General features: G+C 31.2%; 16 protein-coding genes and 1 tRNA gene. 11 read left to right on the forward strand and 6 right to left on the reverse strand.

Annotated features, from left to right (window positions below; translation table 11 throughout):
* Nucleotides 1-129: 129 nt before the first annotated feature.
* The 6 genes from B0A58_RS13480 to B0A58_RS13505 form a co-directional block, all read right to left on the reverse strand.
* Nucleotides 130-795 carry a recombinase family protein gene (locus B0A58_RS13480; RefSeq protein ID WP_089081494.1) on the reverse strand — a complete coding sequence of 222 codons (666 nt, stop codon included), beginning with the start codon at nucleotides 793-795 and terminating at the stop codon, nucleotides 130-132.
* 70 nt (nucleotides 796-865) lie between these two features.
* On the reverse strand, nucleotides 866-1342 hold the full coding sequence (locus B0A58_RS13485; protein WP_089081495.1) for a DUF488 domain-containing protein: 477 nt from the start codon (nucleotides 1340-1342) through the stop codon (nucleotides 866-868).
* 505 nt (nucleotides 1343-1847) lie between these two features.
* Nucleotides 1848-2732: a hypothetical protein gene (locus tag B0A58_RS13490; RefSeq protein WP_089081496.1), complete on the reverse strand. Its 885-nt coding sequence runs from the start codon at nucleotides 2730-2732 to the stop codon at nucleotides 1848-1850.
* Nucleotides 2733-2741: 9 nt separating this feature from the next.
* Complete coding sequence (locus B0A58_RS13495) at nucleotides 2742-3056, reverse strand: helix-turn-helix domain-containing protein (protein WP_089081497.1); 315 nt, start codon at nucleotides 3054-3056, stop codon at nucleotides 2742-2744.
* Between the two features lie 60 nt (nucleotides 3057-3116).
* A complete protein-coding gene (locus B0A58_RS13500; RefSeq protein ID WP_089081498.1) occupies nucleotides 3117-3806 on the reverse strand; it encodes a hypothetical protein in 690 nt (229 codons plus the stop codon).
* A gap of 8 nt (nucleotides 3807-3814) precedes the next feature.
* A complete protein-coding gene (locus B0A58_RS13505) occupies nucleotides 3815-5056 on the reverse strand; it encodes a site-specific integrase (protein WP_089081499.1) in 1242 nt (413 codons plus the stop codon).
* A gap of 226 nt (nucleotides 5057-5282) precedes the next feature.
* Between B0A58_RS13505 and B0A58_RS13510 the strand changes: the two genes are divergently transcribed.
* The 11 genes from B0A58_RS13510 to brxL all read left to right on the forward strand — a co-directional run bounded on the left by B0A58_RS13510 (nucleotide 5283) and on the right by brxL (nucleotide 24509).
* A tRNA-Val gene (locus B0A58_RS13510) sits at nucleotides 5283-5357 on the forward strand.
* A 267-nt stretch (nucleotides 5358-5624) separates the two neighbouring features.
* Nucleotides 5625-6395 carry a BrxA family protein gene (locus B0A58_RS13515; RefSeq protein WP_089081500.1) on the forward strand — a complete coding sequence of 257 codons (771 nt, stop codon included), beginning with the start codon at nucleotides 5625-5627 and terminating at the stop codon, nucleotides 6393-6395.
* Complete coding sequence (locus B0A58_RS13520; protein WP_089081501.1) at nucleotides 6379-6936, forward strand: BREX protein BrxB domain-containing protein; 558 nt, start codon at nucleotides 6379-6381, stop codon at nucleotides 6934-6936. The genes B0A58_RS13515 and B0A58_RS13520 overlap by 17 nt, the downstream gene beginning before the upstream one ends.
* A 10-nt stretch (nucleotides 6937-6946) precedes the next feature.
* Nucleotides 6947-10546: a BREX system P-loop protein BrxC gene (gene brxC, locus B0A58_RS13525; RefSeq protein WP_089081509.1), complete on the forward strand. Its 3600-nt coding sequence runs from the start codon at nucleotides 6947-6949 to the stop codon at nucleotides 10544-10546.
* A gap of 72 nt (nucleotides 10547-10618) precedes the next feature.
* Nucleotides 10619-14338 (forward strand): BREX-1 system adenine-specific DNA-methyltransferase PglX, encoded by a 3720-nt coding sequence (pglX, locus tag B0A58_RS13530; RefSeq protein ID WP_089081502.1) that lies wholly within the window; start codon nucleotides 10619-10621, stop codon nucleotides 14336-14338.
* A 27-nt stretch (nucleotides 14339-14365) separates the two neighbouring features.
* Entirely contained in the window at nucleotides 14366-16237 is a 1872-nt protein-coding gene (locus tag B0A58_RS13535) for a DUF262 domain-containing protein (protein WP_089081503.1), read from the forward strand.
* On the forward strand, nucleotides 16215-18485 hold the full coding sequence (locus B0A58_RS13540; RefSeq protein WP_089081504.1) for a DUF262 domain-containing protein: 2271 nt from the start codon (nucleotides 16215-16217) through the stop codon (nucleotides 18483-18485). The genes B0A58_RS13535 and B0A58_RS13540 overlap by 23 nt, the downstream gene beginning before the upstream one ends.
* Before the next feature lie 62 nt (nucleotides 18486-18547).
* Nucleotides 18548-19159, forward strand: coding sequence for a DUF6088 family protein (locus tag B0A58_RS13545; protein WP_089081505.1), 612 nt, complete (start codon nucleotides 18548-18550; stop codon nucleotides 19157-19159).
* A complete protein-coding gene (locus tag B0A58_RS13550; RefSeq protein ID WP_089081506.1) occupies nucleotides 19152-20186 on the forward strand; it encodes a nucleotidyl transferase AbiEii/AbiGii toxin family protein in 1035 nt (344 codons plus the stop codon). Before B0A58_RS13545 ends, B0A58_RS13550 begins: the two co-directional genes overlap by 8 nt.
* A 24-nt stretch (nucleotides 20187-20210) precedes the next feature.
* On the forward strand, nucleotides 20211-22448 hold the full coding sequence (locus tag B0A58_RS13555; RefSeq protein ID WP_089081507.1) for an alkaline phosphatase family protein: 2238 nt from the start codon (nucleotides 20211-20213) through the stop codon (nucleotides 22446-22448).
* Nucleotides 22449-22460: 12 nt separating this feature from the next.
* A complete protein-coding gene (gene brxL, locus B0A58_RS13560) occupies nucleotides 22461-24509 on the forward strand; it encodes a protease Lon-related BREX system protein BrxL (protein WP_089081508.1) in 2049 nt (682 codons plus the stop codon).
* Nucleotides 24510-24811 lie beyond the last annotated feature (302 nt).

Consider the following 24811-nt stretch of genomic DNA (forward strand, 5'->3'; position numbering starts at 1 on the left):
ATCGGCAAGTTGGGTTAATCTATTTAAGCGACAGAAAAACGGCAGTTAATATTGTAGTCGCAAACATCAAAAAGATGTCTTAAATTGAATTTAAAGACTATCATTTTTGAAGTTGATTTGCAATTAACTCTAACCGATTTGATAACGATTGAATAATATTTGTACTTGATTTTGCTGAAACCTTTTATTTGTGCGAGTTTTAAACCCCAAGCCGTTTAATTCTCTTGTAATTTGTGCAAATGACTTTCCACTTTGTCTTAACGAAATAATTAAAGCAGTTGCTTTTCTGTTATTTTCATTTTGAAGTGCATTCTCTTTTCTTGCCTCCAATCCTTTGGCTCGTGCTTCCGCTGTCATATTTTCAGGATTTCCTAATTTCACTCCTTTGGCTTTCAATTCAGCAAGTGCAGATTTTGTTCTTTGAGAAATTCTTTCTCGTTCGTCTTGAGCCAAAACTGCCATAATTCCAATAGTAACCGTATTCGCATTTGGTATATCACAGCAAACAAAATCAATTTTTGCATCTCTCAAAGTAAAAATAAAAGAAGCGTTACGGCTTAAACGGTCAAGTTTGGCAATCAATAAAGTTGCTCCTTGCTTTTTACATTCTTCAATTGCTTTGATGAGGTTTGGTCGATTATCATTCTTTCCGCTTTCTACATCCTGAAACTCTGCAACCAATTCTCCACCTTTGGTAATAAATCGGTTTACATCTGTTCGTTGTGCATCCAAGCCTAATCCTGAAATTCCTTGTTTTGCGCTACTTACTCGATAATATGAAATATATTTTTGCATTTACTTTAAAAATTAATATTTTTAGATGTTGGTTTAAAAGACTTAAATTATTTTTCAAATAAAAAGGCTTTCAAAAAAGCCCTTTATGTTTTGTGAGTTCTCCATTTTTGTCAATGTGCAAAACTCCCCAACCTCGATTTGAAATATCCTCTCCGACCAAACTATACCGATGACAATTTTTGTAATCCAATTCACAGCACATAATTGCAATTTTGCAATTCATTTCCAATCCTTGCTCTAAAAATGAAATTCCTTGTAAATATTGTACAGAATTTTTTCTTTCGTGAAAATTATTATATACTTTGTATATAACATTTTCTATTTCGGCTGGTTTTCCACCTAATTCTGCTCCCTTGTGAACGTACTGAATGTTTTTGTCCTCAAGCGTCCTCATTATCGACAATTTGTTGAATTGTGGTCGAAACCTTGAAAACGGTGTGGTTCTAACATCAACAAGTATTTTGATGTCATATTTTTGAAGTAACGAAATAAAATTTTCGAGAGTTCGGTTGCCGTACCCAATTGTGTACAAATTATTGATTTCCATAGTTTTACTTTTACTATGTAAACCTAACTTTAACAGGCTTTAACGGCAAATAATACGTCTTTATTTTTGAGTTTTTTTTCTTTCGTTTTGTGAGGACTAAATCTGAAAAATTTTAGAAAATCGACCAATTTTAATGAAAATATCACTTTATTTCGGTAGTTTTTACAAAGTTTGGACAAAGTGTTTCACTTTTATCCTCAAAGAAGTATTTTAATTCCTTTGTAATTCCTTGTTACAGTAGGGTTTCGAGCATTTCACTTTTTGGACAATTTTGTCCTCACACTTGTCCTCACACTTTGGACACATTTTGGACAACTTTGTTTCGGTTTGAAATTAGAAAAATTGCGGTTCAAAAGCTGAAATATTCTAATACATTCTTTACTCCCTTACTCTTCTTTTGTAAGAATTTTCATTTTAACTTTTAATGAAGTTTGTATTTTTTCATTTTTCAGTTTAAATGTATTATCAATTGTCCCGTATTTACAACTAATAGAATTGCAAGAAATTATGGGACAATAATCAGAGAATTAAATTTTTCATTCAATCCTTTTTCAATTTCATCAAATACAGTGAAGTAGCCTACTTCCTCTAAATCTTTTTTATGTCTTTGTTGCTCTTTTCTTACGGCATCTTTAGTAACATAATCTAACCTATCTTCTTGGTATAAAGGATTTGATATTGCATAAATTCTAAAAAGATTTTCCTTTGTATGCTCATTATGGTTTATAAAAGGCATTTTATAAACCGCTCCCCATTGCTTCATTAAAATATCGAATAAAGGTTTAATATTTTCAATATTTTTTAAATCTTCTGCGGTTTGGATATGTTTTGGAATATTCTTTTTTTTGAGTTGTAACTCGCTTCTCAACCAATTGCCTTTTAAAACATCTGCTCTTCTTTCTATTTTTTCGACAAATGCCTTGTCATAAAATTTTAAAGTATAATCAGTATGAAAAAACTTAACACTAGTTAAATTCGCTCGTCTATATTCACATTTTGGTTCTTTATTTTTGTGAATTAATAATCGTTTCAAAATACGTTTTACCTTTATTGATACTGGAATAGTTAAACCAAATTCAAAACTTTTAATTTGCAAATCCGATGGCTTTTGATTTATTATCGAACAAATCTCATCTATTGCTCTGCATAGTTGTAAATGAGTTAAATCAAAAGTATTATTGCCATAAATAATTGAACTTATAGAATTTGAAATATACAAACCGTTTTCATACAATCTAAATCGAATTTTCTTGTAAAAAACTTCATAATGTATTTTTTTGTGTATCTCTTGGCGTTCTAATTCAAGATTGCCAATAACAATCTGTTTGTCCGTATCCTTTCCAAAATTCTCAAACTCTAAAGGAATGAAAAAATCAATTTTATCATACATAACAACTACCTATTTAAGGTCTTTGCGTTTGTATTTTGTTGAGGTTATTTCTTGTAAAATTCCCTCGACTTCTTCCCATTTATACAAAACTCTTCTGCCAATTCGATAACTCGTAATAATGCCTTTTTTTGAAAGCGTATTGAGTGTAGGCAATGAAATTCTTAATCTCTTGGATACTTCTTCTCTTGTGGCGTATTGCTCTTTTGTATTTTGTTCTTGTTTGGAATTTTCAAAGAGTAACCCTCTGATTTTGTCTTCAACAATTTTTGCAAATTTACTTTCCAATTCGTGAAGTGGAATTGCCGTAATAACTGTATTTTCCATATCTTATAATTTTTATAGGACAAAGGAACATTCAGTCAGGGCAAAGGGTAAATTCGAGGGTTACCCCTTTTTTATCGTATTGATTTCTTCTTGTATTTTATTTGCTATTTCAAGTAAATTATTTTCTTTGAACAGATCTCTAACTGTTTCTAAATTCATTTTGGTTTTAGTATTTTCACTACCTTTTTCAACAACTTTAGCCATATTTCTGATGGCTCTAACGGTGTTCGTTTCATCTTTTCCAATAATAGCTGATATGATTTTAGCCTTTTGCTTTTCGTTTGAATTAAAATCAAACAACTTTAACACTCCCAAATATTCCAGTATAAGAACCTGCTGCTTTGTAGAATATAAATTATTTACGGTGTTCGTTTTAGAAATTTGAGTGTTCAATTTTTTTTCAAACCGTTGCTTATATGAAATAAACTGCTCTTTGCGTAATTCTATTTCTTGTGCAAACTTTTCTTTATCTTCAATTAATTTAGGGAACGAGCCAACTCTGTATTCTTGTATTTCATATAAAAACGCATCGCATAGATATATTTTATCTTCAATTTCATCAAAATCACTAATTCGATTGTTATAGTATTTGGCTAAATCATCTAAAAAGACATAAAAATCAGAGAAAATTTCTGTCGTATCGTTATCAGTATAATGTACTGAAATTTCATTGTTCCGAGATATTGAAACATTGTAATTCAAATCAGTAATAGAATTTCTCAATTCAATTTTTTCTTTATCTATACTCATAAGTTGGATTAATTAAAAAAAGGATGACTGCCCAATAACTCTGCATTTCTTTCTTGCGATACTTTTATGTATTTCATAAAAGAACTTTCAGTAAGATGACCAGTAAATTTCATAATGCTAATTGCAGGAATGTTGCTTAAATAGGCATTCGTGGCAAAACTTCTTCTTGCTGTATGGGTTGTAATCAATTCGTATTTAGGAGAAATTACCTCTCGGACTTCCTTTCCACTTGTTTTTATTATGATTTCCATTTTTTCAATCTTTGCAATTTTCCCAAGCTCTTTCAGGTATTCATTCATTTTTTGGTTTGATATTGCTCTCGGTAAATTCCCCTCGTATTTGTCCCAAATTGCTTTAACAACTGGTTTCATTGGAATAACTACTCTTTCATTTGTTTTTTTTGTTTTTACATTTAATACAAATCCTGATTTTGTTTGCTCTAAATTTTCCTCTTTGAGTTGTGTGAAATCTGAAAATCTTAAACCAGTATGGCATCCTATCAAAAATAAATCTCTTACTCTATCTAAATACATTTTTTCTTTAACATCTGCTTTGTAAATAAGTTCTATTTCGTCAGCAGTCAAATAAATGTGAGTAATGTTTTCTTGAGGCGATTTAAACAATCTACTCTTAAATGCGTTATTCGTATTTACTCCTTTTTCAGTTGCTAAATTCAAAAAACTCTTGAGTGTTCTTATTTGTTTTCCAAATGTATTCGTCAATAATTTTTTTTCATTTAAAATATAATCTTTGAAGTTTTCGTAAAATTCAAGCGTGATACTTTCAAATGTTAAAGGATATTTTCGAGCAACTGAAAATTCAGTTAAATGTTTTACAAGCGTATTGTAAACTTTTATTGTCCCTGATTTCTTATCGAGTTTTAGAATTTCAATCTCGGATTTTACCCATAAAAGAAAATCCAACTGTTTTGTAGTCAGCTTTTCGTGATTTAATTCTTTATTCAGTTCTTTTTTAAGTAATTCAAGCGTTATGACCTGATTATTATTTAACAATCTCCGATAGCAGGTATTTATTGCAGTTTCAATATTTTTTAATCGCTGATTAAATTCAGGATATTCAGGAAACTGCGAACTATCTTTTACCCTTTGTTTTGTTGCATTCCAAAACTTTGGGTGTATTTTTTCGCCAGTAGAATACTTTAACCTTTGATTGCTGTAATTGTAGAACAAATAGATTAATGTTTTTTGATTGGAGTTTGGCTCTTTAAGAACAAATTTTGCTTCGGGCATAATGTATATGTTTATGCCTGTAAAAATATAAATTTATACTTTAGGGGACAATTAAGGGGACAGAATGTTTTGTTTTTATTTAATTTTGTTTAATTTTGCTTTGTGTTGATACGTTGTTAAACCTTTATTAATAGGGTAATTAAAGACAATTACAGGTATATGAAATATAATAGGTTATAGTTCCTCATCGCCCACCAAATTTGTTATTAAAGCCTAAAAATATTTAGGGCGATTAGCTCAGTTGGTTCAGAGCATCTGGTTTACACCCAGAGGGTCGGGGGTTCGAATCCCTCATCGCCCACTTCAAAAAAACTTCAACTTAATTGTTGGAGTTTTTTTTGTTTGTAGGTGTTTCATTTTTTTTTCTTGAGATAATAAACACTTTATTATAAAGAAATAATTGAAGTAAAGTATAATAGTTAAGGCTTACAGAGAATTATTGATTTATATTTAAAAGCGCTTGTCTTGGCTATTTACATTATACGCCTTGTTTTTTATCCTTTTTGTATATATTTGCACTATTAATCTTCTTACATAAAATGTATAAAAAAAATTAAATTATTTTCAATTGATATACAACACCGACATAAACATCATTGGAAGTATTCCTGATTACCATTTGATATACAAGGCACTACCTATGCTTTTGAATGATCAAACGGAATTAGAAGATATTCTTGTGAACAATAATGAATTTGATTTTAGAACAGAAAAGTCCCGAAAGAGATTTTTATCTGCTCTAAATTCTGCTTTTGTAAACGAAAACAATGATATAAATGAATTTGTTGGAAATTTGATAAACTACTTTAAAAATGATGAAAACTCACAATCTGTTTTGTTGTTTTGGCTTTTCAGTATAAATAACAAATTGTTTTATGAATTAAATAGAGATGTATTTCTCAAATATTATTTTCAAGGTAGAGCAGAATTACCAAAAGAATCAATAATAGCTTACATAAAAGATTTAATTAGCCGTAATGAAGAATTAAAAGGGAAATGGTCTGAAATAACTATTGAAACGATTGCTTCAAAATACCTGACAATTTTAAAAAAATTAAATCTTGTTGAAGGTAATCAAAAGAAAAAATTTAAGCTCAACAGAATAACAGACGAACAACTAACAATTTTTATTAACCTAATTAATAATCTTAAAGATATTAAAATCAACTTGCTAGAAGAGGAACTAATGAGTTTTACTTTTATATCTAACGAAAATTTATTAGACAGATTAAAAAGAATAGGAAAAAAAGATTGGATTAAATTAAATTATAACGGTGCGATATTACAGGTCGAACCAGTGTTTAATAATAACAACATTATAGATGGCATATATAGATGAAAATAAAGCAAAGTTTGACAATTTAAAGTCTATCCTTGATGTAAAAAACAGATCGCAATTAAGTTTAGTAGCTAATGGTGGTTATTCAATATTATTCACCTATCCACCGAAAGAGGAAAATTTGTACTTAGAAAAAACAAAAAAGGAACTAAGTTCAACTAATTTTAAGTTTATTGATGCTAGTAAAATATTTGTTGATTTTATTGATGAAAATAAATTGGAAAACATTATTGATTTATACAATGATTTAAAACCAACATCATTTAAAGTATTCATTGATAGTTCTAGCACCGACAAAGATTTTTTTGATGCGATTGTTAATGAAATCATTGAAACTTCAAAACAAGGATTAATACCCGTTTTAATCAGAACAGGAGTTTTCTACGGAACAGGTATAGAAAATATAAACATTACACAGCATAGCACCATTGATGAACTCAATATGCCGCTTGTCATATTTTATCCAGGAGAAATTAACGGAGACCATCATCATTTTTTAAATGCAAAACAATCATCTAATTACAGATGCACAATTATTTAAGACAAAACCTATGATTACAATTAAAGATATTCTAAAATTAAATTTACAAGAAGATATTAAAAACGTGATTGACCTTGAAGATCAGTCGGAAAACGAAATTCAATCGGAATTAGAATCTTATATAATTACGGATGGTTTAGGAAAGCATCTTTCTAATTTCGTAAAACAATATACCAGTAACATTAAGGAAACAGGCGTTTGGATTTCGGGATTTTATGGTTCTGGAAAATCTTATTTTGGAAAAATATTAGGATATTTAATCGAAAACCCTATAATTAATGGAACACCAGCTCGAGATAGATTTATGCCAAGATTAGCTGGTGTAAAGAATGAAAGTTTTATAAAAAATGATATCCTTAGTTTAAATTCTAAAAAAAGTAACGTTGTATTTCTAGACATTGCACAACAAAATACAGATAATGGATTATCTTTCACTTTGTTTAGTGCTTTCTTAAAAAAATTAGGTTTACGTAATGATGTTTATGGTTATATGGAGTATGACCTTTTAATTGATGATAAACTTGAATTGGTAAATAAACTTTCTTTAAAATTATTCAATAAAAATTGGAATGACATAAAATTTAGTAATCGTGAAATAGCAAAAGCATTTAGAGTAATATATAAAGAATTAGGTTATAACGATAAAGAGTATGATGAAACAAAAGAAGTTTATATAAAGGCGATTGAAAATTTTGAATCAGACATTTTTAAAATAGAATTAGAAAAATATATTAAGAAATTCACTGACGAAAATATCGTATTTATTTTTGATGAAACAAGTGAAGCCATTAGTCAAGGGAAATTCAAAATTTTGGATTTACAGGCTATAAGCCAAAGCTTATCAAGTATTAGTCAAAAAGTGTGGACTATTGCTATTGCACAAGAAAAATTAGACAATGTAATCATCAATGCAAATATTAATAAAAGTCAATTAACTAAGGTAACAGACCGTTTCAAAACAAAAATGCACTTAGAATCTACAGAAGTAGATGTCATAATGAAAAATCGTTTGCTACTTAAAAAAGAGGAAGCCTATCAAAAATTGGTCGATTATTACAAGAAAAACGAAGGACTAATTAGTGATAGTACCAATCTAAAATCATCTTTTCCAACGAAAACAACCTCTTCTGATGAATTCGCAACGTACTATCCGTTTCACAAATATCAGTTTGATTTATTGCAAAAGTTTTTGTTCAGTTCTAATGCTTTAGTAACCACTCAAGTGGGAGCTCGTGGAATGATTATTACCACCTTCGACGTGTTGAAAAAAACATTGGCATACCTTGAATTGTATAAATTTACAACAGCTCACGATTTGTGCACGCAAGCACAAACTGCCCCACCTGCTGATTTAGACAATAAGTATAAAAATGCTACTAGAATACTCGACAATAGCAACATTGATATCAATGGCGAAAAGCTTTTAAAAACCATTCATTTTATTAATGAAGCAGAATCTATTGCTTCGCCTACTATTGAAAATATTACGAAATTATACAATCCTGATATTGAAAAATATTATGAAGTAAAACCTCTTGTAGAAGAAGCTTTAAACCTATTAGTGGAAGCTAAAATAGTGTTGGTTTCTAATAACAATTACAAGATTACTTCCAACTTAGAAGGAAAATTGTTGGAAGAAATGAAAGACTTCGATGTAGAATTATTCATTAAAAAGAGAGAGTTAGTAAATTACCTTAAAAAAAGTAATATATTTCGTCCTATCGCAACAATTAACGAAAGTACAGTAGCTTATAACTTTAATGTACTAACCGATTTAGATGATGAAATAATTGGTTCAAACAATAAAAAATTAAAACTAACGGCTTACAGTTTGTTTAACATTAATGGGGACAGACAAGATTTTATTGAAGCTATTAAATTAGAAACCCAATATACAAAAAATGCCATTACCTTAATTCCAGACAATGCAGCTTTCAATACCATTGACAAATTATTAGAAGAGGTGAAACGCTATGGCTTCATGGAAGAAAAATACAGCGGCACTGATGACGAAAAAATTAAACCAATCATTCGTGACTTCTCAATTATTAAAAATGAGAAAGAAAAAGATGTAATAAACTTAATTACGGAAGCCTACGAAAAAGGTTCTTTAATATACCTATTTGATGAAAACTTATTGAATAAAGACAATTTCAAAAACACCATCAATGAGGTGCAAAAGAAATTAATTAAAAATATTTACACCCAAAGATTAACAGCACAATTACCTGAATCTATTGGAGATAAAATAATTAAAGAATCCAGTGCAGAAAAATTACATAAATACTTCTCTGGTGACGAATTCAAATTTTTCGACACCAATGGTAACTTCGTAGGAGATCATCTTAAAATTGTAGAGCAACTACGTACAAAAATTAACGAACGATACATTGATGGTAGAAGTCTAGAAGAAACCTTTGCATTAGACCCATGGGGCTATTCTTATGGTACGCTTTCTACTACCTTAGCGGTCTTGTTTAGAGCAGGAAAACTAGTAGTTAAAACAAACGATACCGATTACTTCTCTTATACAGACAGAGCGGTTCAAGAAGTATTTGCTTCGGGTAGCAAATTCAAAACAGCCAGTTTCAAATCCATTTCTAAAACACTTTCTACACAGCAAAAAAGTGAAATAATCAATCAATTGATTACTTTAGAATTTGAAAAACATAAAGAAAGAAAAATAAGCGATACATCAAGCGATTTCGATGTAGCGGATGCCGTTTCTGTATTAGCAGAACACTTTGTTACGATTGTAAAAGCATTAGAAAATACAGTGCTTGATTTCAATAAAATTTTCAAACACTGCTTAGAACAAAGAAACTTCTTGCAAGGTTTCGTTTCTAAAACTACCGAAGCAAATTACATCGATAAAGCAGAAGATTTCTTAAAGGATTCCAATAGTTACGCTACAGCTATAAAGACGGTTATTAAAACGGAGAATTTCGTCAAAAAGAACTTAGACAAAATCAAAGGCTTTTCAAATTTTACCAAAGCGGTTGAAAACGAATTACAAAAAGCCAATAGCCAAAACCAAATCATCGAAAATCAAACCAAAGTTTTTGACGAGGCAGTAGCTCAAGATGTGATCGAAAAATTTGGCGACATACAAAATGCCGTACAAGCCATTAAAGATGAATATTACAACCTAATGAAGGCTAGTGCAACTAAAATGGCAACAGCTTACAAGCTTTTAAAAACGGAAATAGAAAAAGCGCAAGCCGATTTAGATGCCAATTATCCTGCGGATTTAAACATTGAGAACAAAAACAAATTAAAAGTTCTTTTAGACAATTGCAACAACAAAACGTCCGATGATATTGAAATCATTTATAAAGTGCATTGCCAAAAAACAGGCTTTTCACTTTCAGATATTTTAAACTACATCGATTTGGTGCCTACGCGTGAAACCGATTTACAAATTATTAAAGGGAATTTCCTAAAAGTAGCACCGCCAGCACCAACACCAGGCAAACCTAAAAAAGTACAGCTTAACATTAAAAATAATATAATGACCGCTAAAGAATACCGAGGAATATTAGCCACTCAATTGCAATCCTTAGCAGGTTTGGATAATGACGAAATGATTGAAATTACAATAAATAATTAAAAACAAAACAGCAACACTTTCCGTCTCCCCCTCCTTCGGAGGGGGCTGGGGGGAGGATTAACCACAATAACCATGAAACTCTCTGATCACGTAGATAGCATTCGCGAACGCATATACAAAGCATTCAATAATCAGTTTGCTCGCTTAGGCATTGGTGCCAATAAGTTGATGGAAATCGATAAGATTCCAGCAAACTTACACACCAAAAGAAAAAAAATCGAAACCTTGATTGCCAGCCATGAAGGCGAAACAGGTAACTATGAAGAAGCACGTGAAAAAGCGTTAGACGAGCTAACTTTTACCTTGTTCAATCGTTTGGCAGCTATCAAAGTAATGGAAGCCCATCAACTGTTTGCACCTATTGTTACCAAACAAGCGGCTCATGGGGGGCGTTCTTTTGGACACAAAATTTGGTTAGAAAACAACCCCGAAAAAAGAAACGAGGAATTAGAAGGACTGCGTGACTATTTTAAATATGAATTCAACAAATTGGGCGATGTCCTACCGTTGTTTCACAAAAACTATCCGTATGCCTTGTTGCCTTATGTTATTGAGCTAAACGATATTGTAGAAGCCTTCAATGCAGTTGAAACAGATATAGATATTATTAAATCCCAACAACCAACAACGAACAACGAACAACCAAATATTTGGCAGTCCGATGATATTTTAGGTTGGTTGTATGAAAGCTACAACAATGCTAAAAAGCAAGCCCATAAAGACTCTGGTGATAAAACAGAGTACGACAAAGTAAGTTTGCAATCGCAAGTCTATACACCACGTTGGGTGGTGAAATTTTTAGTTCATAATTCTTTAGGAAAAATGTACTTAGAAATGTACCCCGATTCTGAAATTAAAGACTTGTACAAAATCGCTAACGCTCCTAAAACCAGAGTGCGTGAACCTAAACCCTTACACGAAATAAAACTTATTGACCCAGCTTCAGGTTCGGGTAACTTTTTGTTGTATGCGTTTGCATTTTTCTATGCACTGTACAAAGACCAAATAGACAATTATGGTGCCGATTATGACGAAGAAGACATCCCGAAACTGATTATCGAAAACAACTTATATGGGGTGGACTTAGACGACCGTGCAGCACAATTAGCACAATTAGGTTTATGGATCAAAGCCAAACAAAAAAACAGAAACACCACAACATTAAACTTCAATGTGGTTTCGTCTGATTTCTTCTTGCCTGATTTTGAGGAAGTGCTACCCATTTTTGAAAGTGGAATTGCCGACCAAAACCAACGCAAAATTGTAGAAGAAATTTGGGGCGACCTACAGCAAGCCCATAAATTTGGCTCATTAGTAAAGATAGAAGAAAAACTAAACATCAAACTACATGGTGCATTAGAAAAACAAAACGAAAACCAAATTCGTATGTTTGATGCTGACACCATACAAGAATACGAACGTTTTACAGCCGACTTTTTCAAAAACCTCGAAACCGCAGTAGCACAGTATGCCACACAAGCAGGTAACTCGTTTTTGACCGACAAAACCAAAGACGCTATTACCTTTCTGAAACTCATTACCCAAAAATATGATGTAGCAACGGCAAATCCGCCTTACACAGATAGTGGTAATTTTGGTCCTGAATTAAAAAAATTTACAGATTCAAACTATTCTAAACCTTATAAATTTAGTACAAATCTATATGCAGCATTTATCAAACGTTGTTTTGAATTAACAAATGAAAAAGGAAAAGTGGCTATGATTCACCCACACACTTTTATGTTTATCAAAACATTTGAGGATGTGAGAAAGTATATGATTGAAAAATCGCATATTGATGTAATGGTTGATTTTGGATTGGATAGAGTAAATTTATTTGGACCAGGCATTTTGTTAGATGCTACTTTTTATGTGTTAAGTAAAGAAAAATCAGAAGACAGAAATCTGTATTTCAATTTAACCACTAATCTTCAAGAAAAGTTCAAAAAAGAAAAATTCTTTGATGCTTTAGAAGATTATTTAAAAGGAAATGATAATGAACGCGTATTTAAATTGGAGCAATCCAAACTAAAAATAATCAAATCCTATCCATTTATTTATTGGATAAGTGATGAGTTTAGAGAGAAGTTTAAAGTGGGTGTTGTATCAGATGAAATAGACGTTGTTAAAGGGGTTTCCTCAGGTAATAATAATCGCTTTTTGAGATTTTGGTACGAATTAAATTCAGTTCAAGATTTTGAAGACGGTTGGGTTTATTACACCAAAGGAGGTCCATTTAAAAAATGGTATGGTAATAATTGGCTTTTAGTTAATTGGAAAAATGATGGGCAAGCTATGAAAGAGTACAAATCATCAGTTATTAGAAATGAAAAATTTTTCTATGATGAAGGTATTACATATAGTGCATCTGGATCGAAAGGAACTTCTTTTAGATATATGCCACCAAATTTTATAATTGATGCAGGAGGTCCTGGTATTTATTTGAAAAAAAAATATAAGGATATTTTTTTTACTCTTGGTTTTTTTAATTCGAAACTAGCATTTTATATCGTAAATTGTTTAAATCCTACAGTTAATACTAATCAAGGGGATTTAAAACGAGTTCCTTTTTTAAAACCAATAAAAAATCTTGAGGCTATTGTTTCAAATCTTTCAAAAGGTAACTATTTATTGCTAAAAAATCTTGAAGAATATTCGTTAATTGAATATAGTTTTAAAAATTCACCAATTATAAAATTTGAGAATGAAAATGATGTTAAGAATAGAATTAGGGTGTTTTTTAATCTTGAAAACCACCACCTAACTCAAGTACTAATAAACGAAGCCATTATCAACGAAAAAATCTTTGCGGTTTATGAATTAACGGATGCCGACAAAGCAATGGTATTAGCCAAAGAAGGCGAAAGCATTGGAGGTTTGCCGGTAACCGCTGCTGCCAAAAAAGCCTATTTAGAAAATGAAGTGGCAGAGTTTCCTTTAGACAACATCAAATATTTTATCCAAAATTTACCAGAAACAGCCTTTTCTACAGAAGAAAAAGACAAAATAGTAGCAGAGTTTCCTAATTTGTACCAAAGTAACAATGATTTAGAGGAGTTTTGCATTCGCCATCAAGTCAATCCCATCAACGTATGGTATTGGTTCAAAGAAAGCAACATCATTCCAAAACAACGTATGAACACTTTAGCAATGGAGTTTTTAGCGGATATGATTCGTGAAATCTTATTAGAAGACGAAGACGGCATCATTCCATTAGTACCTAATGCTGGTGAAAAAATATTATTAGACCGTATAGAGGAAAAATTCTTAGAAAAAGGCTTCTCTATGGCACAGTATTCCGCTTTTGATGGAGTATTAGGTCGTAATATCAAAGAATACCTCAATGGTCATTTCTTCAAAGCCTTATCAGATCATTTGAATTTGTTTATGTACTTGCCTAAAACACCATTTATTTGGCACCTTACTTCTGGACCAGAACAAGGTTTTGATTGCTACATCATCATATACAAATGGGACAGAGATAAATTAATGCGCGTGCGTTCCGTGTACATCGAACACCGTGAACGAGCTTTAGTCAATCGCCAAACAGATTTAAGAAACAAAGAAGTTTTATCAGCTTCAGAACAAAACGAAGCCGATAAAATATACAAGCAACTCAAAGAAATTGAAAGCTTCAAAGCCAAAATAGACGAGCTACTACAAGAGGGCTACAACCCTATCCTAGATGATGGTGTAGGCAAAAACATAGCCCCATTACAAAAGAAAGGCATGCTAGCCTACGAGGTGCTCAATGCAGGACAGTTAAAGAAATATTTAAACGCGGATTGGTAAAAATCTTAAATAATCCATTATAATAAAATGAGTAACAACCTAATACCAAAAGCCATAAACCAATTGTTAGATAAACAATTCTTTATACCTAATTACCAACGTGGTTATAGGTGGACAAAATTACAAGTCGAACAATTGTTAGACGATATTGATTCTTTTTCTCCTAGAGAAATCACTGCCGAAACCAAAACTTTTTATTGCTTGCAACCTGTAGTGGTTAAGCTAATGTACGAAAAAAACAAACCAGAAAAAAATAACCTTGTTGGGGATTGGTATGAAGTAATTGATGGTCAACAACGATTGACCACTATTTATATTATTTTACAATACATCAATCAAAAATGGCAGGGAGAAGATAAAATACCGCAGTTCAAACTAGATTATGAAACGAGAGAGTCTTGTGTTCCGTTTTTGTCAAGCTTAAAAGTAAATGCCGATAACACGGTAGATATTAATAAAACTAATATCGATTTTTTTCATATTTCCCAAGCCATGCAAACCATAAGAGAATGGCAGTTAAATTATGTGAGTAAAAAAAACAAGGTTTTTAATCAGGCAAGTTTTCAATCTACTTTTTTTGAATATTCAAAAATAATTTGGTATGAAGTGTCTCAAGAAGAGAAAAGTAGACTTTTATTCGAACGATTAAACTTAGGTAAAATTCCCTTAACTAACGCCGAATTAATAAAAGCATTGTTTCTATCTTCAGAAAGTTTTAAATCACTCCCTCAGGAAGAACGAAAAATTAAACAATTTGAAATTGCCAGATTGTGGGATGAAATTGAACACAAATTGAATGAAGAAGATCTGAAATTTTGGTCTTTTATCACCAATAAAAAAAGAGAAAATTTCAACACAAAAATAGAGTTGATATTAGATCTTATTGCAGGTAAATCGGACGATGAAAAAGATTCTTTTTATACCTTTTTAAATTTCACAAACAAACAAAAAGAAGGCTTATTCCAAGGGAATAAAGACGTGCTTTCAGATATTTGGAAGGAAATTGAACACTTCTATTTTACGATGTTAGATTGGTATAGTACTAAAAACTATTACCACAAAATTGGATATTTAGTGGCTGCAAAACATTTTGGAGATTTCAAAGGAGTCAATCTAGGCAGCTTAGTTAAAGATTCGATGAAAGACACTAAAGAAGATTTTGAAGAAAAAATAGATAAATTAATTCAAAGTTCAGTTCTTGTAGAAATGACTGAACTTAGATACGAAACACACTATAATCAAATTTTTAATGTCTTATTATTATTTAATATCGAAACTAACCGAGTATCGGATGCTATTTCAGAATTTTATCCTTTCAAACAACACAAAGGTAGTTTTTGGAGTTTAGAACACATACACGCTCGAAATTCTGAGAATTTTGATAAGAGTAAAAAAGAACCTTGGCAAAAATGGTTGGATTTACATTTGACTATCTTGCAAGAATTGCTTCATACAACAGAAGGGGAGAATAATAAGTTAAAAATTGAAGAAGTTATTATAAAGATTAACAGAGACAACAATGCAACTCTATCTTGGGATCGATTCGAAATACTTTTCAAAGAGGTAAATAATATTTTCACTTTAGATCCGGAAAATATGGATAGAGAAAGTGAAGGCATTTCGAATCTAGCACTTTTAAGTCAACCGGATAACTCTGCTTTAAACAATTCGGTTTTTGAAATAAAAAGACGAGAGATTATTCGTTTGGATAAAAAAGGAAGTTTTATACCGCTTTGTACTCGTAGAGCTTTTATGAAATACTATAATGAAGACGGATTGAATTCGCAATACTTTTTTTGGTCTGAAACAGATAGAAAAAATTATCTATCTACAATTGAAAATGTATTGGAAAAGTATTTACCTATAAACCACATTGATGAAGACTATGGAAACGAATAGTATCTTACAATTATTAAAAACACACAAAGTTGTTATACCACCTATTCAACGTGATTACGCTCAAGGTAGAACAACAGGGAAGACCCCTAAAGTAAGGGAGCGATTTCTAAATGCTGTTTATGAAGTTCTGGCTAATGATAATTTGCCAATAATGGAGCTTGATTTTATATATGGTTATACAGAGAACGATGTAGTAAATGAGACCGAAAAAATTTCAGTTTTCAAGCCTTTAGATGGCCAACAACGATTGACTACTTTATTCCTGCTACATTGGTATTTTGCCAATATAGAAAAAGCTCGAAATAATGAATTTAATTTAGAGGAGATAAAAAAACTACTTCTCAAGTTTTCTTACGCAACAAGGCACAGTTCTAGTTCGTTTTGTCAAAATTTAATAGAATTCCAACCTGTATTTAATGGAAAAACAATTGATGAACAAATTGTAAATCAACCTTGGTTTTTTTCTAATTGGAAAAATAATCCAACAATAGCATCAATGTTAGTGGTACTTAAAGACATTAGTATTCTTTTTAAGGATATGAATAATGTTTGGTCTAAATTAAGCGGAGACACTTCTCGAATAGTTTTTCATTTATTACCAATGAATGACTTAGGCTTGCCAGATGATTTATACATCAAAATGAATGCTAGAGGAAAAGAATTAACCGATTTTGAACACTTTAAATCTCAATTTACAGAAATACTAAGTCCAGATCAAGCAAAAGAATTTGTCGAAAAAATTGATAAGGAGTGGTCTGATTTATTTTGGAATATATTCAAAAACAAAGAAAGTAGTGATATTGCTAAGGAGGTAGATAATGGTTTTTCTGCTTTCTTTTGGTATATTACAGAGTTGATAATTGCAAGGAAAAAGATAGTGGTCAACGAAACCTATTGGCTCGATATTATAAAAAGGGTTTATCAAGAATCAAGTGATAATGTTAAATTTCTTTTTGATGCTATCAATCTATTTGAAAATCTTGAAAAAAAGGAACCCAATTACTTTGATGATCTATTTTATATAAACGTTGAAGATTTTAGTCTGTCTAAAACAAGACTTTTTTTCAATAGCCCTCAAACAAACTTATTTAGAAAATGTGCTGAAGCTTATGGTTTTGGCGAACGCAAAAATCAATTTTCTGTTGGTGAGCAATTATTGCTTTATGCATTTATATTTATGAAATTAGAAACAGATATTGTTAATCCACTCAAGTTTAGAAAATTAAGAAATATTTTTGCATCTTCTGAATTTCAACTTCGTAATGAATTTTTAAGTACTTTTTTATATGAAGATGTCGAATACTTAATTTTACATGATGAGTTTTCTCCTGATTCTAAATTATCAAAAAGGCAATTTGAGGAAGAAAGATCAAAAAAACAGTTTGTTGAGAATCACCCAGAATTACTAGAGTATGTTTACAAATTAGAAGATCATACTTTGTTAAGAGGAAATATTGCTTTATTTGATTTTAATGAAAATCTATCAATATATGCAGAACAGTTTTTAAAAATATTTGTTCCTGGTTGCAATTACTTTGAAATAAGTAAAGCATTACTAACAATTGGCGACTACACTCAAAATATAGGAAAATTTAAACGCTTTGGAAACAATAATAATTCTACTTGGAGAGAGCTTTTTACCCAAAGCGAAAATAGGGATGGTTTTCAAAATACTAAAGATGTTATCAAACAATATTTAACTATTTTTATTGATGACAAAAATAAGACTCCTAAAAATCTTATCCAAGACTATTTGTCTAGATATAATTCTGATTATCAGATAGAAAAAGGTTTAATATTTTACTACATAAAATATCCATCTTTCTCAAAATGGAATGAAAATCAAACAGATGGTTATTATTGGTGGTACGATTTAGCATTAAAGCCTTATGAATGTTGGATGCTTTTTAAAACCCAGTTCAACGGAAGGCATTGGAGTCCTTTTTTACTTGAACTTTCATCTATTAATGAAAACTGTAATTTAGAAAATTATGGAAACGAACTGAAATTTGTTTTTGAAAATTATATTATTTTCATTTCAAACAAAGACAATGGATTTGAATTTAAAGGTATTGATGAGGAAAGTATAAATTTTATTGATAGCTTGAGGGATTTGTCAGTATTAAATTCAGATTCTATTTATGAAATAAAACAAAATGAACAAGGTCTTGATTTGGTTGATAGAGTGAAAGAAATGGATAAATTACTCAACGAATTAGTTACCTTAAATAAGAAAACAGTAAATTAATTCAGATACTATTTTGTCGCAAAAATATACTATATTTGCGACAAAATAATACACAAAAACACATGCAAAGCATTGATAACAAGGTAATTGCTAAAATAAAAAAAGCCAAGGGGGGCTCGCTATTTTTTATCGAAGATTTCATCTCTTTTGGTACTGCAAAAGCCGTAGCAAAAGCATTGGAAAGAATGGTAGAAGCAAACGAGATTTCTAGAGTAGCACGTGGCATTTATTCCCGTTTGGAAATAGATCCTATTTTAGGACCTGTAAAACCAAGCACGGAAGCTATTGCTCAAGCTATTGCAAAAAGAGACAAAGCGCGTATTGTTCCAACCGGTGTATTGGCATTAAATGCTTTAGGATTATCAACACAAGTACCTATGAATGTCGTGTATCTAACAGATGGTGCTGCAAGAAAAATAGATTTAGGCAGAAGAAAAATAGTATTCAAAAAAGCGACGCCTAAAAATTTAGCAGCCATCGGAAAAATAAGCAGCTTAGTAATTCAAGCTTTAAAAGAAATAGGCAAAGGCAAAGTAACCGAATCGGAAATAAAAATAATTACAAAACAATTGGCTAATGAAGAACCCTACCGACTAGAATACGACATTCGTTTAGCACCAGAGTGGATTAGAGTAATCATGCGTCAAGCAATAAACACAAACAAAAATGGATAAGTGGTTTGCAATTCCCGATAGTACAAAAAGAAACGCCTACATTCAAATAGCCGAAAAAACAGGAATGGCTCCATTTGCTGTAGAAAAAGATTGGTGGGTAGTACAAGCCTTGACGGTTATTTTTGAAATGGATATTGCTAAGCATTTGGTATTCAAAGGAGGTACTTCATTAAGCAAAGCATGGAACGTAATAGAACGTTTCTCCGAAGATATAGATTTAGCTATAGACAGACGTTTTTTTAACTTTGAAGGAGTTTTATCTAAACGTCAAATTGAAAAACTAAGAGCGGTATCAAATGATTACATGGTACATGTCTTTTATCCCGAATTACAAAAAAGATTTCAAGAAAAAGGAATTAATGCTATCAAATGGGATATAGAAAAAACAGATAATCCGGAAGAAGATCCAGTAAAAATCTATTTATATTATCCTGAAGTAATACCATCACCAGGATACTTAGAACCCAGAATTCAAATAGAAATTAGTTGCCGATCGTTAAGGGAACCCTTTACTAATAAAACGTTTAGATCGTTAATAGATGAAGAATATCGAGAAATGGAATTTGCGCAACAACACATTGAAGTACAAACCGTAAATCCAGAGCGAACTTTTTTAGAAAAAATATTTCTATTGCATGAAGAATTTCATCGTCCAGTAGAAAAAATAAGAGTAGAACGATTGAGTCGTCATTTATATGATGTGTATCATTTATCAAAAACAGAGTTTGCCGAAAAAGCGATAAATGATAAAGAATTATATGAAACTATTGTAGTACATAGACATAAATTTACTCGTGTAGGTGGTGTAAATTACAACGAACATAATCCAAAAACAATAAATCCAATTCCTATCCCTGAGGTAATAGATGCCTGGGAGGAAGACTATAGAATAATGTTAGAGCAGATGATTTATGAAGAAAATAAACCTTCTTTTGAAGATATAATCAATCAACTAACAGCATTAAAAGAAAAAATAAACGCATTAGATTGGAACTTAGAAACCGAGTTTCCAGCTCCAAACAACTAATAAATAATAGCCAATCCATAAACTATGATCGACACTTGGTTTAAAAAAGAAATAGAAAAAATATTCAATACCCATCCTATAGCTGTATTTATAGATGAGTCAAAAGAAGCTACTTTTTTACAAGAAGGGGTAAAAAATGAGTATGTTACATTTTGTACGAATAACGAAATTGATGAACTTAAAGTGAAGTATGAAATTGAGAAAAGCTTGGATAAAAACAAGAAATATTTGATTTATACCAATACGCCAAAAGAACAGCTAAAATTCATTAGAGAATACGTTGAAACCAATGGGGCGGTAGAAATAAAACATTTCGACAGATACATTAAAGAAAAGTTAATCAACCATTTAAATATAAACCTGCATTTAGAAAAAGAAGAATTAATTGCAGCTGCAAAAGTAAGTATTGGCAAAGACCAAACCTATTGGATGAACTTAAGCCACAATGGAGCTAAAGAAATCTTCAATTTGGAAAAAGAAATCGTACCTTTTTTAGATAACCCTAAAACCTATTTAAATAAGTACGATAAAAACGTTCAAGAATTATTCTTCAAAAAAGTAAATGAATTAATTGGGCAGCCTTACATTGATAAACCAGCAGCCGTTTTAGCACAAGAAGTTGTTTTTTATTTATTGGATGGATTAGCAAATAACAATCCAAACAAAATGCTCTTGGAAGCTTATAACAATTGGTTAGACAGTAAAACATACCAAGAATCATTTGATCAATACCTAAAAAAATATAAACTAGAACCCAAAACAGAAATTTTCAATTGCCATCCTGCACATCCTTTCAAAGAATTAGATGAGCTTTGGTTAGTAGAACTGGGTAAAAACATAAATAACAAAGAGTATTGTATTAATTTCTTACCTAAAATTAACCAACGTATTGTAAATAAAGCCACCATTCATTTAGGGATTACATTTTGGAAAAACATAAAAACCTTAATGGAATTTGACGAGAAGAATATCAACCAAATTGCTTCTCATCAAGAATGTGTGTCATTTTATACCAACCATTTTTACAAATTAGATAAAGCAATTAGGGAGTTATATACGGAGTTTTTAGACCGTAAAAATATAATAGAACCTATTCAATCCTATTATAAAAATTATGCAGTAATATATCTTGATAAGTGGTTCAAATATTTCGAAGACTATCAATCCAATCAAACAGGAAAAATTCAAGAAATAATAAACAATAATGCATTAAGAACAGCAATTGTAGTCGGAGACGGTGTTTCATTTGAGTTTGCTAAAGACATCATCGAAAGAGTATCAAAAGAATATACGTTATGCAACCAGCAACAATTTATGTTTGCGTGTCTTCCATCAGAAACGGAACACAACATGAGTCAGTTGTATGTAGATACAGGTGTCGTAATAGCAAAAAAACAAGACCGTGAAGCTTACATTTTAAACCAAAATACAGATAAATCAATAGGTTTTATAGATTTAGAAATGGTAAACGAAACCACCGATAAACAACACTATTTAATTTGTAGTTACAAAGACCCTGATAAACTAGGTGAAACCTATCAACAAAAAGCATTAAAATATTTTGACCAAGTAGCGGCGCTATTTGCAACAAAAATTGAACAACTGCTTAGGAATGGGTATCAAAACGTATTCTTAGTCACAGATCATGGTTTCGTTTTAACAGGTGTATTAGAAAATTCAGATAAAATAGAAGTTGATTTTAAAGGTAACGTAAACAAAAGTGAGCGCTTTATTAGAACAGAAGAAAAACAAAACATAGATACTAACCTACTTGTTGAAAAAGAAATCCAATATGCAAACTTTAAGTATTGCTATTTCGCTAAAAGACTAGGGCCGTTCAAAACACCTGGAGTTTACGGATATAGTCATGGGGGTATAGCACCACAAGAAACCATTATACCTTTTTTAAAATGGTCTAATGAAAATAATACAAGTGAACAATTACAAGTGGTAGTTAGCAACAAAAATGAACTAAATGATGTGACAGGTGATTTGTTCTCAGTAGCATTAAAAGCAACTACTACGGAAGTCAGTTTATTTTCAACAGAAAGAAAAGTAATGTTATTATTTTTTGTAAAAAACAGTAAAGTAAATGAAAGTGATATCATTACAATAAATAAAGAAACAGAGGTAAAAAAAGAGTTTCGCTTCGGTTCAAATGCTGAATTAGAAGTAAAAATTGTAGATGCAATTACTAAAGAACAATTAGATAAAGTGGTAGTTAAACAAAACAAAGCAAGAGATTTAGGAGGTTTACTTTAAAATAAAACAATTATGATAGTCCTTGACGATTTAGATAAAAAAGCATTAGACCACTTTCGTGGGTATGTGGTAAAAAAAGATTTAGTAGGTATCATCAAAGGTGGGGCTAATGTACCAGCTTTTGTATTGGAATATTTATTAGCAAATACCTGTAGCACAGAAGATGAGGAAAAACTAAAAGAAGGAATGAAAAATGTAAAAACAATTTTACGTGACCATTACATCAATCCCGAAGAAAGTACTTTAATTCAATCAAAATTAAAAGAAAAAGGGAGTTATAAAATTATCGACAAAATATCCGTTGAATTAGATCCTCAAAAAGATAAGTATTGGGCAAATATCAGCAATAGTAATATTAGAAAAGCAAACATCAGTGATGAGTTAGTTACAAGTCATGAGAAGCTACTTTTAGGAGGTATTTGGGCAATTATTGACATGGAGTACGACCCTATGATTACAGTAGGTTCAACTGTTTTCCCATTTGTGGTAAAAGAAATTAGACCTATACAACTATCATCGTTTGACAACAGTAAAATTTCCGATAAAAGAAAAGAATTCACAACAGAGGAATGGAAAAAATTATTACTACGTAGTGCTGGATATGAACCCTATAGCGAAGGTTTAGATGATAGAAAACTAAACCTATTACTTTGTCGTTTAATTCCATTAGTCGAAGCCAATTTCAATATGGTAGAATTGGGTCCACGTTCTTCGGGTAAATCATATATCTATAAAGAAATTACACCTTATGCAATTCTAATTTCAGGAGGTCAAGGTTCTGTTGCTCAATTATTTGTAAACAATACTTCCGGTCGTGTAGGTGCAGTAGGTTTATGGGATGCCATTTGCTTTGATGAAAGTACAGACAAGCTTTTCAAAGATAGAGATGCAATACCATTAATGAAAGATTATATGGAAAGTGGTTCTTTTTCAAGAGCAAAGGGAGGTGAAATTTCAGGTTCAGCTTCTATAATATTAAACGGGAATATAAACCAACCAGTAGAAACCGTATTACAAACATCACACTTATTCAGTCCATTATCAGATGAAGTAAACCACGATACCGCATTTTTAGACCGTATCAATTTATTTTTACCAGGATGGGAAATTACTAAATTTAGTCCTCAAAACTTTACAAAGCATTTTGGTTATAGTACAGATTTCTTTTCAGAAGTATTAAAATCGCAAAGAAAAAAAACCTATTACGATGCGTTAGATAAATATTTCTCTTTGGGCTCACACTTAAAACAACGAGATAGCAAATCCGTAAGGAGAATCATTTCAGGTTTTATAAAACTATTACATCCAGACGGTCAATATACAAAAGAAGACATCAGAGAATACTTAGTAATTGCAATGGAAATGCGTCGCAGAGTAAAAGAGCAATTAAAACGTATTGGCGGTATGGAATTTTGGGACACTAATTTCTCCTACATCGACAAAGAAACACAAGAAGAACATTTTGTTGGACTTCCAGAAGAAAAAGGTTCATCTTTAATTGAGGCAAACCCTTTAGCTCCTGGTGTATGTTACACAGCAACTAGTGATGGTGAAAACAATTCCTTAATAAAAATTGAAGTAGTTGCATTAAAAGGCTCAGGTAAACTGAATGTGACAGGAACAAGTTCAACTGAAGTAAAAGAAAATATCAAAAATACCTTCAATTATATTAGGGCGAATGAGAAAACAATCCTAAACGAACAACATTCACTAGCAAACTATGACTTGAACATTCAGGTGAGTAATATAATGGGAGCAAATATTCACGGTGGTATTGGTAGTGCTGTATATGTGGCAATAATTTCAGCGATTTACAAAAAGAAACTAAAAGCTGGTTTAGCAGTTTTAGGAAATGTATCAATTGGTGGCGCTATAGAGAGAGCTTTAAACTTCGCAGATAAAGTAACCTTACTATCAGAAAACGGAGCAAAAACAGTAATAGTACCAATGGATAACTTATCAGAAATAGGAACATTACCAACCACAATTTTAGGAAAAACAGATGTGCCTTTCTATGGTAACAGTCAAATGTTATTACAAAAATCAGTGTTGGGGGAATAAACAACATTACACTTGAATGGACGAACACGAACTTAATGGATTTATATATAAATCAAATGAAAATGATACGACAGTATCTCAGATAAAGCTTTTCAAAAGACCCGAACCGCAATGCGGTGAACTGGCAAAGCAAAGGCGGCGACTCCCGATAGCTATCGGGACTCCCACATAAATGCAGTACCATCTGCGCAATCGGGTTTCACTTCTCTGTTCAATAACTTTACTTAATTTTTTTTAAAAATTCCAAAAACAAAAAAGCCCTATCAAAAAGATAGGGCTTTTCAAAAGAAAGGCGGCGACAT

The organism is Flavobacterium branchiophilum NBRC 15030 = ATCC 35035 (genome assembly GCF_002217205.1).
Classification (GTDB): Bacteria; Bacteroidota; Bacteroidia; order Flavobacteriales; family Flavobacteriaceae; genus Flavobacterium; species Flavobacterium branchiophilum.

Bases quoted from the DNA above. Each gene is read 5' to 3' on its own strand.
- B0A58_RS13480 (WP_089081494.1), bottom strand. From the start codon at position 795: ATGCAAAAATATATTTCATATTATCGAGTAAGTAGCGCAAAACAAGGA.
- B0A58_RS13485 (WP_089081495.1), bottom strand. From the start codon at position 1,342: ATGGAAATCAATAATTTGTACACAATTGGGTACGGCAACCGAACTCTC.
- B0A58_RS13490 (WP_089081496.1), bottom strand. From the start codon at position 2,732: ATGTATGATAAAATTGATTTTTTCATTCCTTTAGAGTTTGAGAATTTT.
- B0A58_RS13495 (WP_089081497.1), bottom strand. From the start codon at position 3,056: ATGGAAAATACAGTTATTACGGCAATTCCACTTCACGAATTGGAAAGT.
- B0A58_RS13500 (WP_089081498.1), bottom strand. From the start codon at position 3,806: ATGAGTATAGATAAAGAAAAAATTGAATTGAGAAATTCTATTACTGAT.
- B0A58_RS13505 (WP_089081499.1), bottom strand. From the start codon at position 5,056: ATGCCCGAAGCAAAATTTGTTCTTAAAGAGCCAAACTCCAATCAAAAA.
- B0A58_RS13520 (WP_089081501.1), top strand. From the start codon at position 6,379: ATGGCATATATAGATGAAAATAAAGCAAAGTTTGACAATTTAAAGTCT.
- brxC (WP_089081509.1), top strand. From the start codon at position 6,947: ATGATTACAATTAAAGATATTCTAAAATTAAATTTACAAGAAGATATT.
- pglX (WP_089081502.1), top strand. From the start codon at position 10,619: ATGAAACTCTCTGATCACGTAGATAGCATTCGCGAACGCATATACAAA.
- B0A58_RS13535 (WP_089081503.1), top strand. From the start codon at position 14,366: ATGAGTAACAACCTAATACCAAAAGCCATAAACCAATTGTTAGATAAA.
- B0A58_RS13540 (WP_089081504.1), top strand. From the start codon at position 16,215: ATGAAGACTATGGAAACGAATAGTATCTTACAATTATTAAAAACACAC.
- B0A58_RS13545 (WP_089081505.1), top strand. From the start codon at position 18,548: ATGCAAAGCATTGATAACAAGGTAATTGCTAAAATAAAAAAAGCCAAG.
- B0A58_RS13550 (WP_089081506.1), top strand. From the start codon at position 19,152: ATGGATAAGTGGTTTGCAATTCCCGATAGTACAAAAAGAAACGCCTAC.
- B0A58_RS13555 (WP_089081507.1), top strand. From the start codon at position 20,211: ATGATCGACACTTGGTTTAAAAAAGAAATAGAAAAAATATTCAATACC.
- brxL (WP_089081508.1), top strand. From the start codon at position 22,461: ATGATAGTCCTTGACGATTTAGATAAAAAAGCATTAGACCACTTTCGT.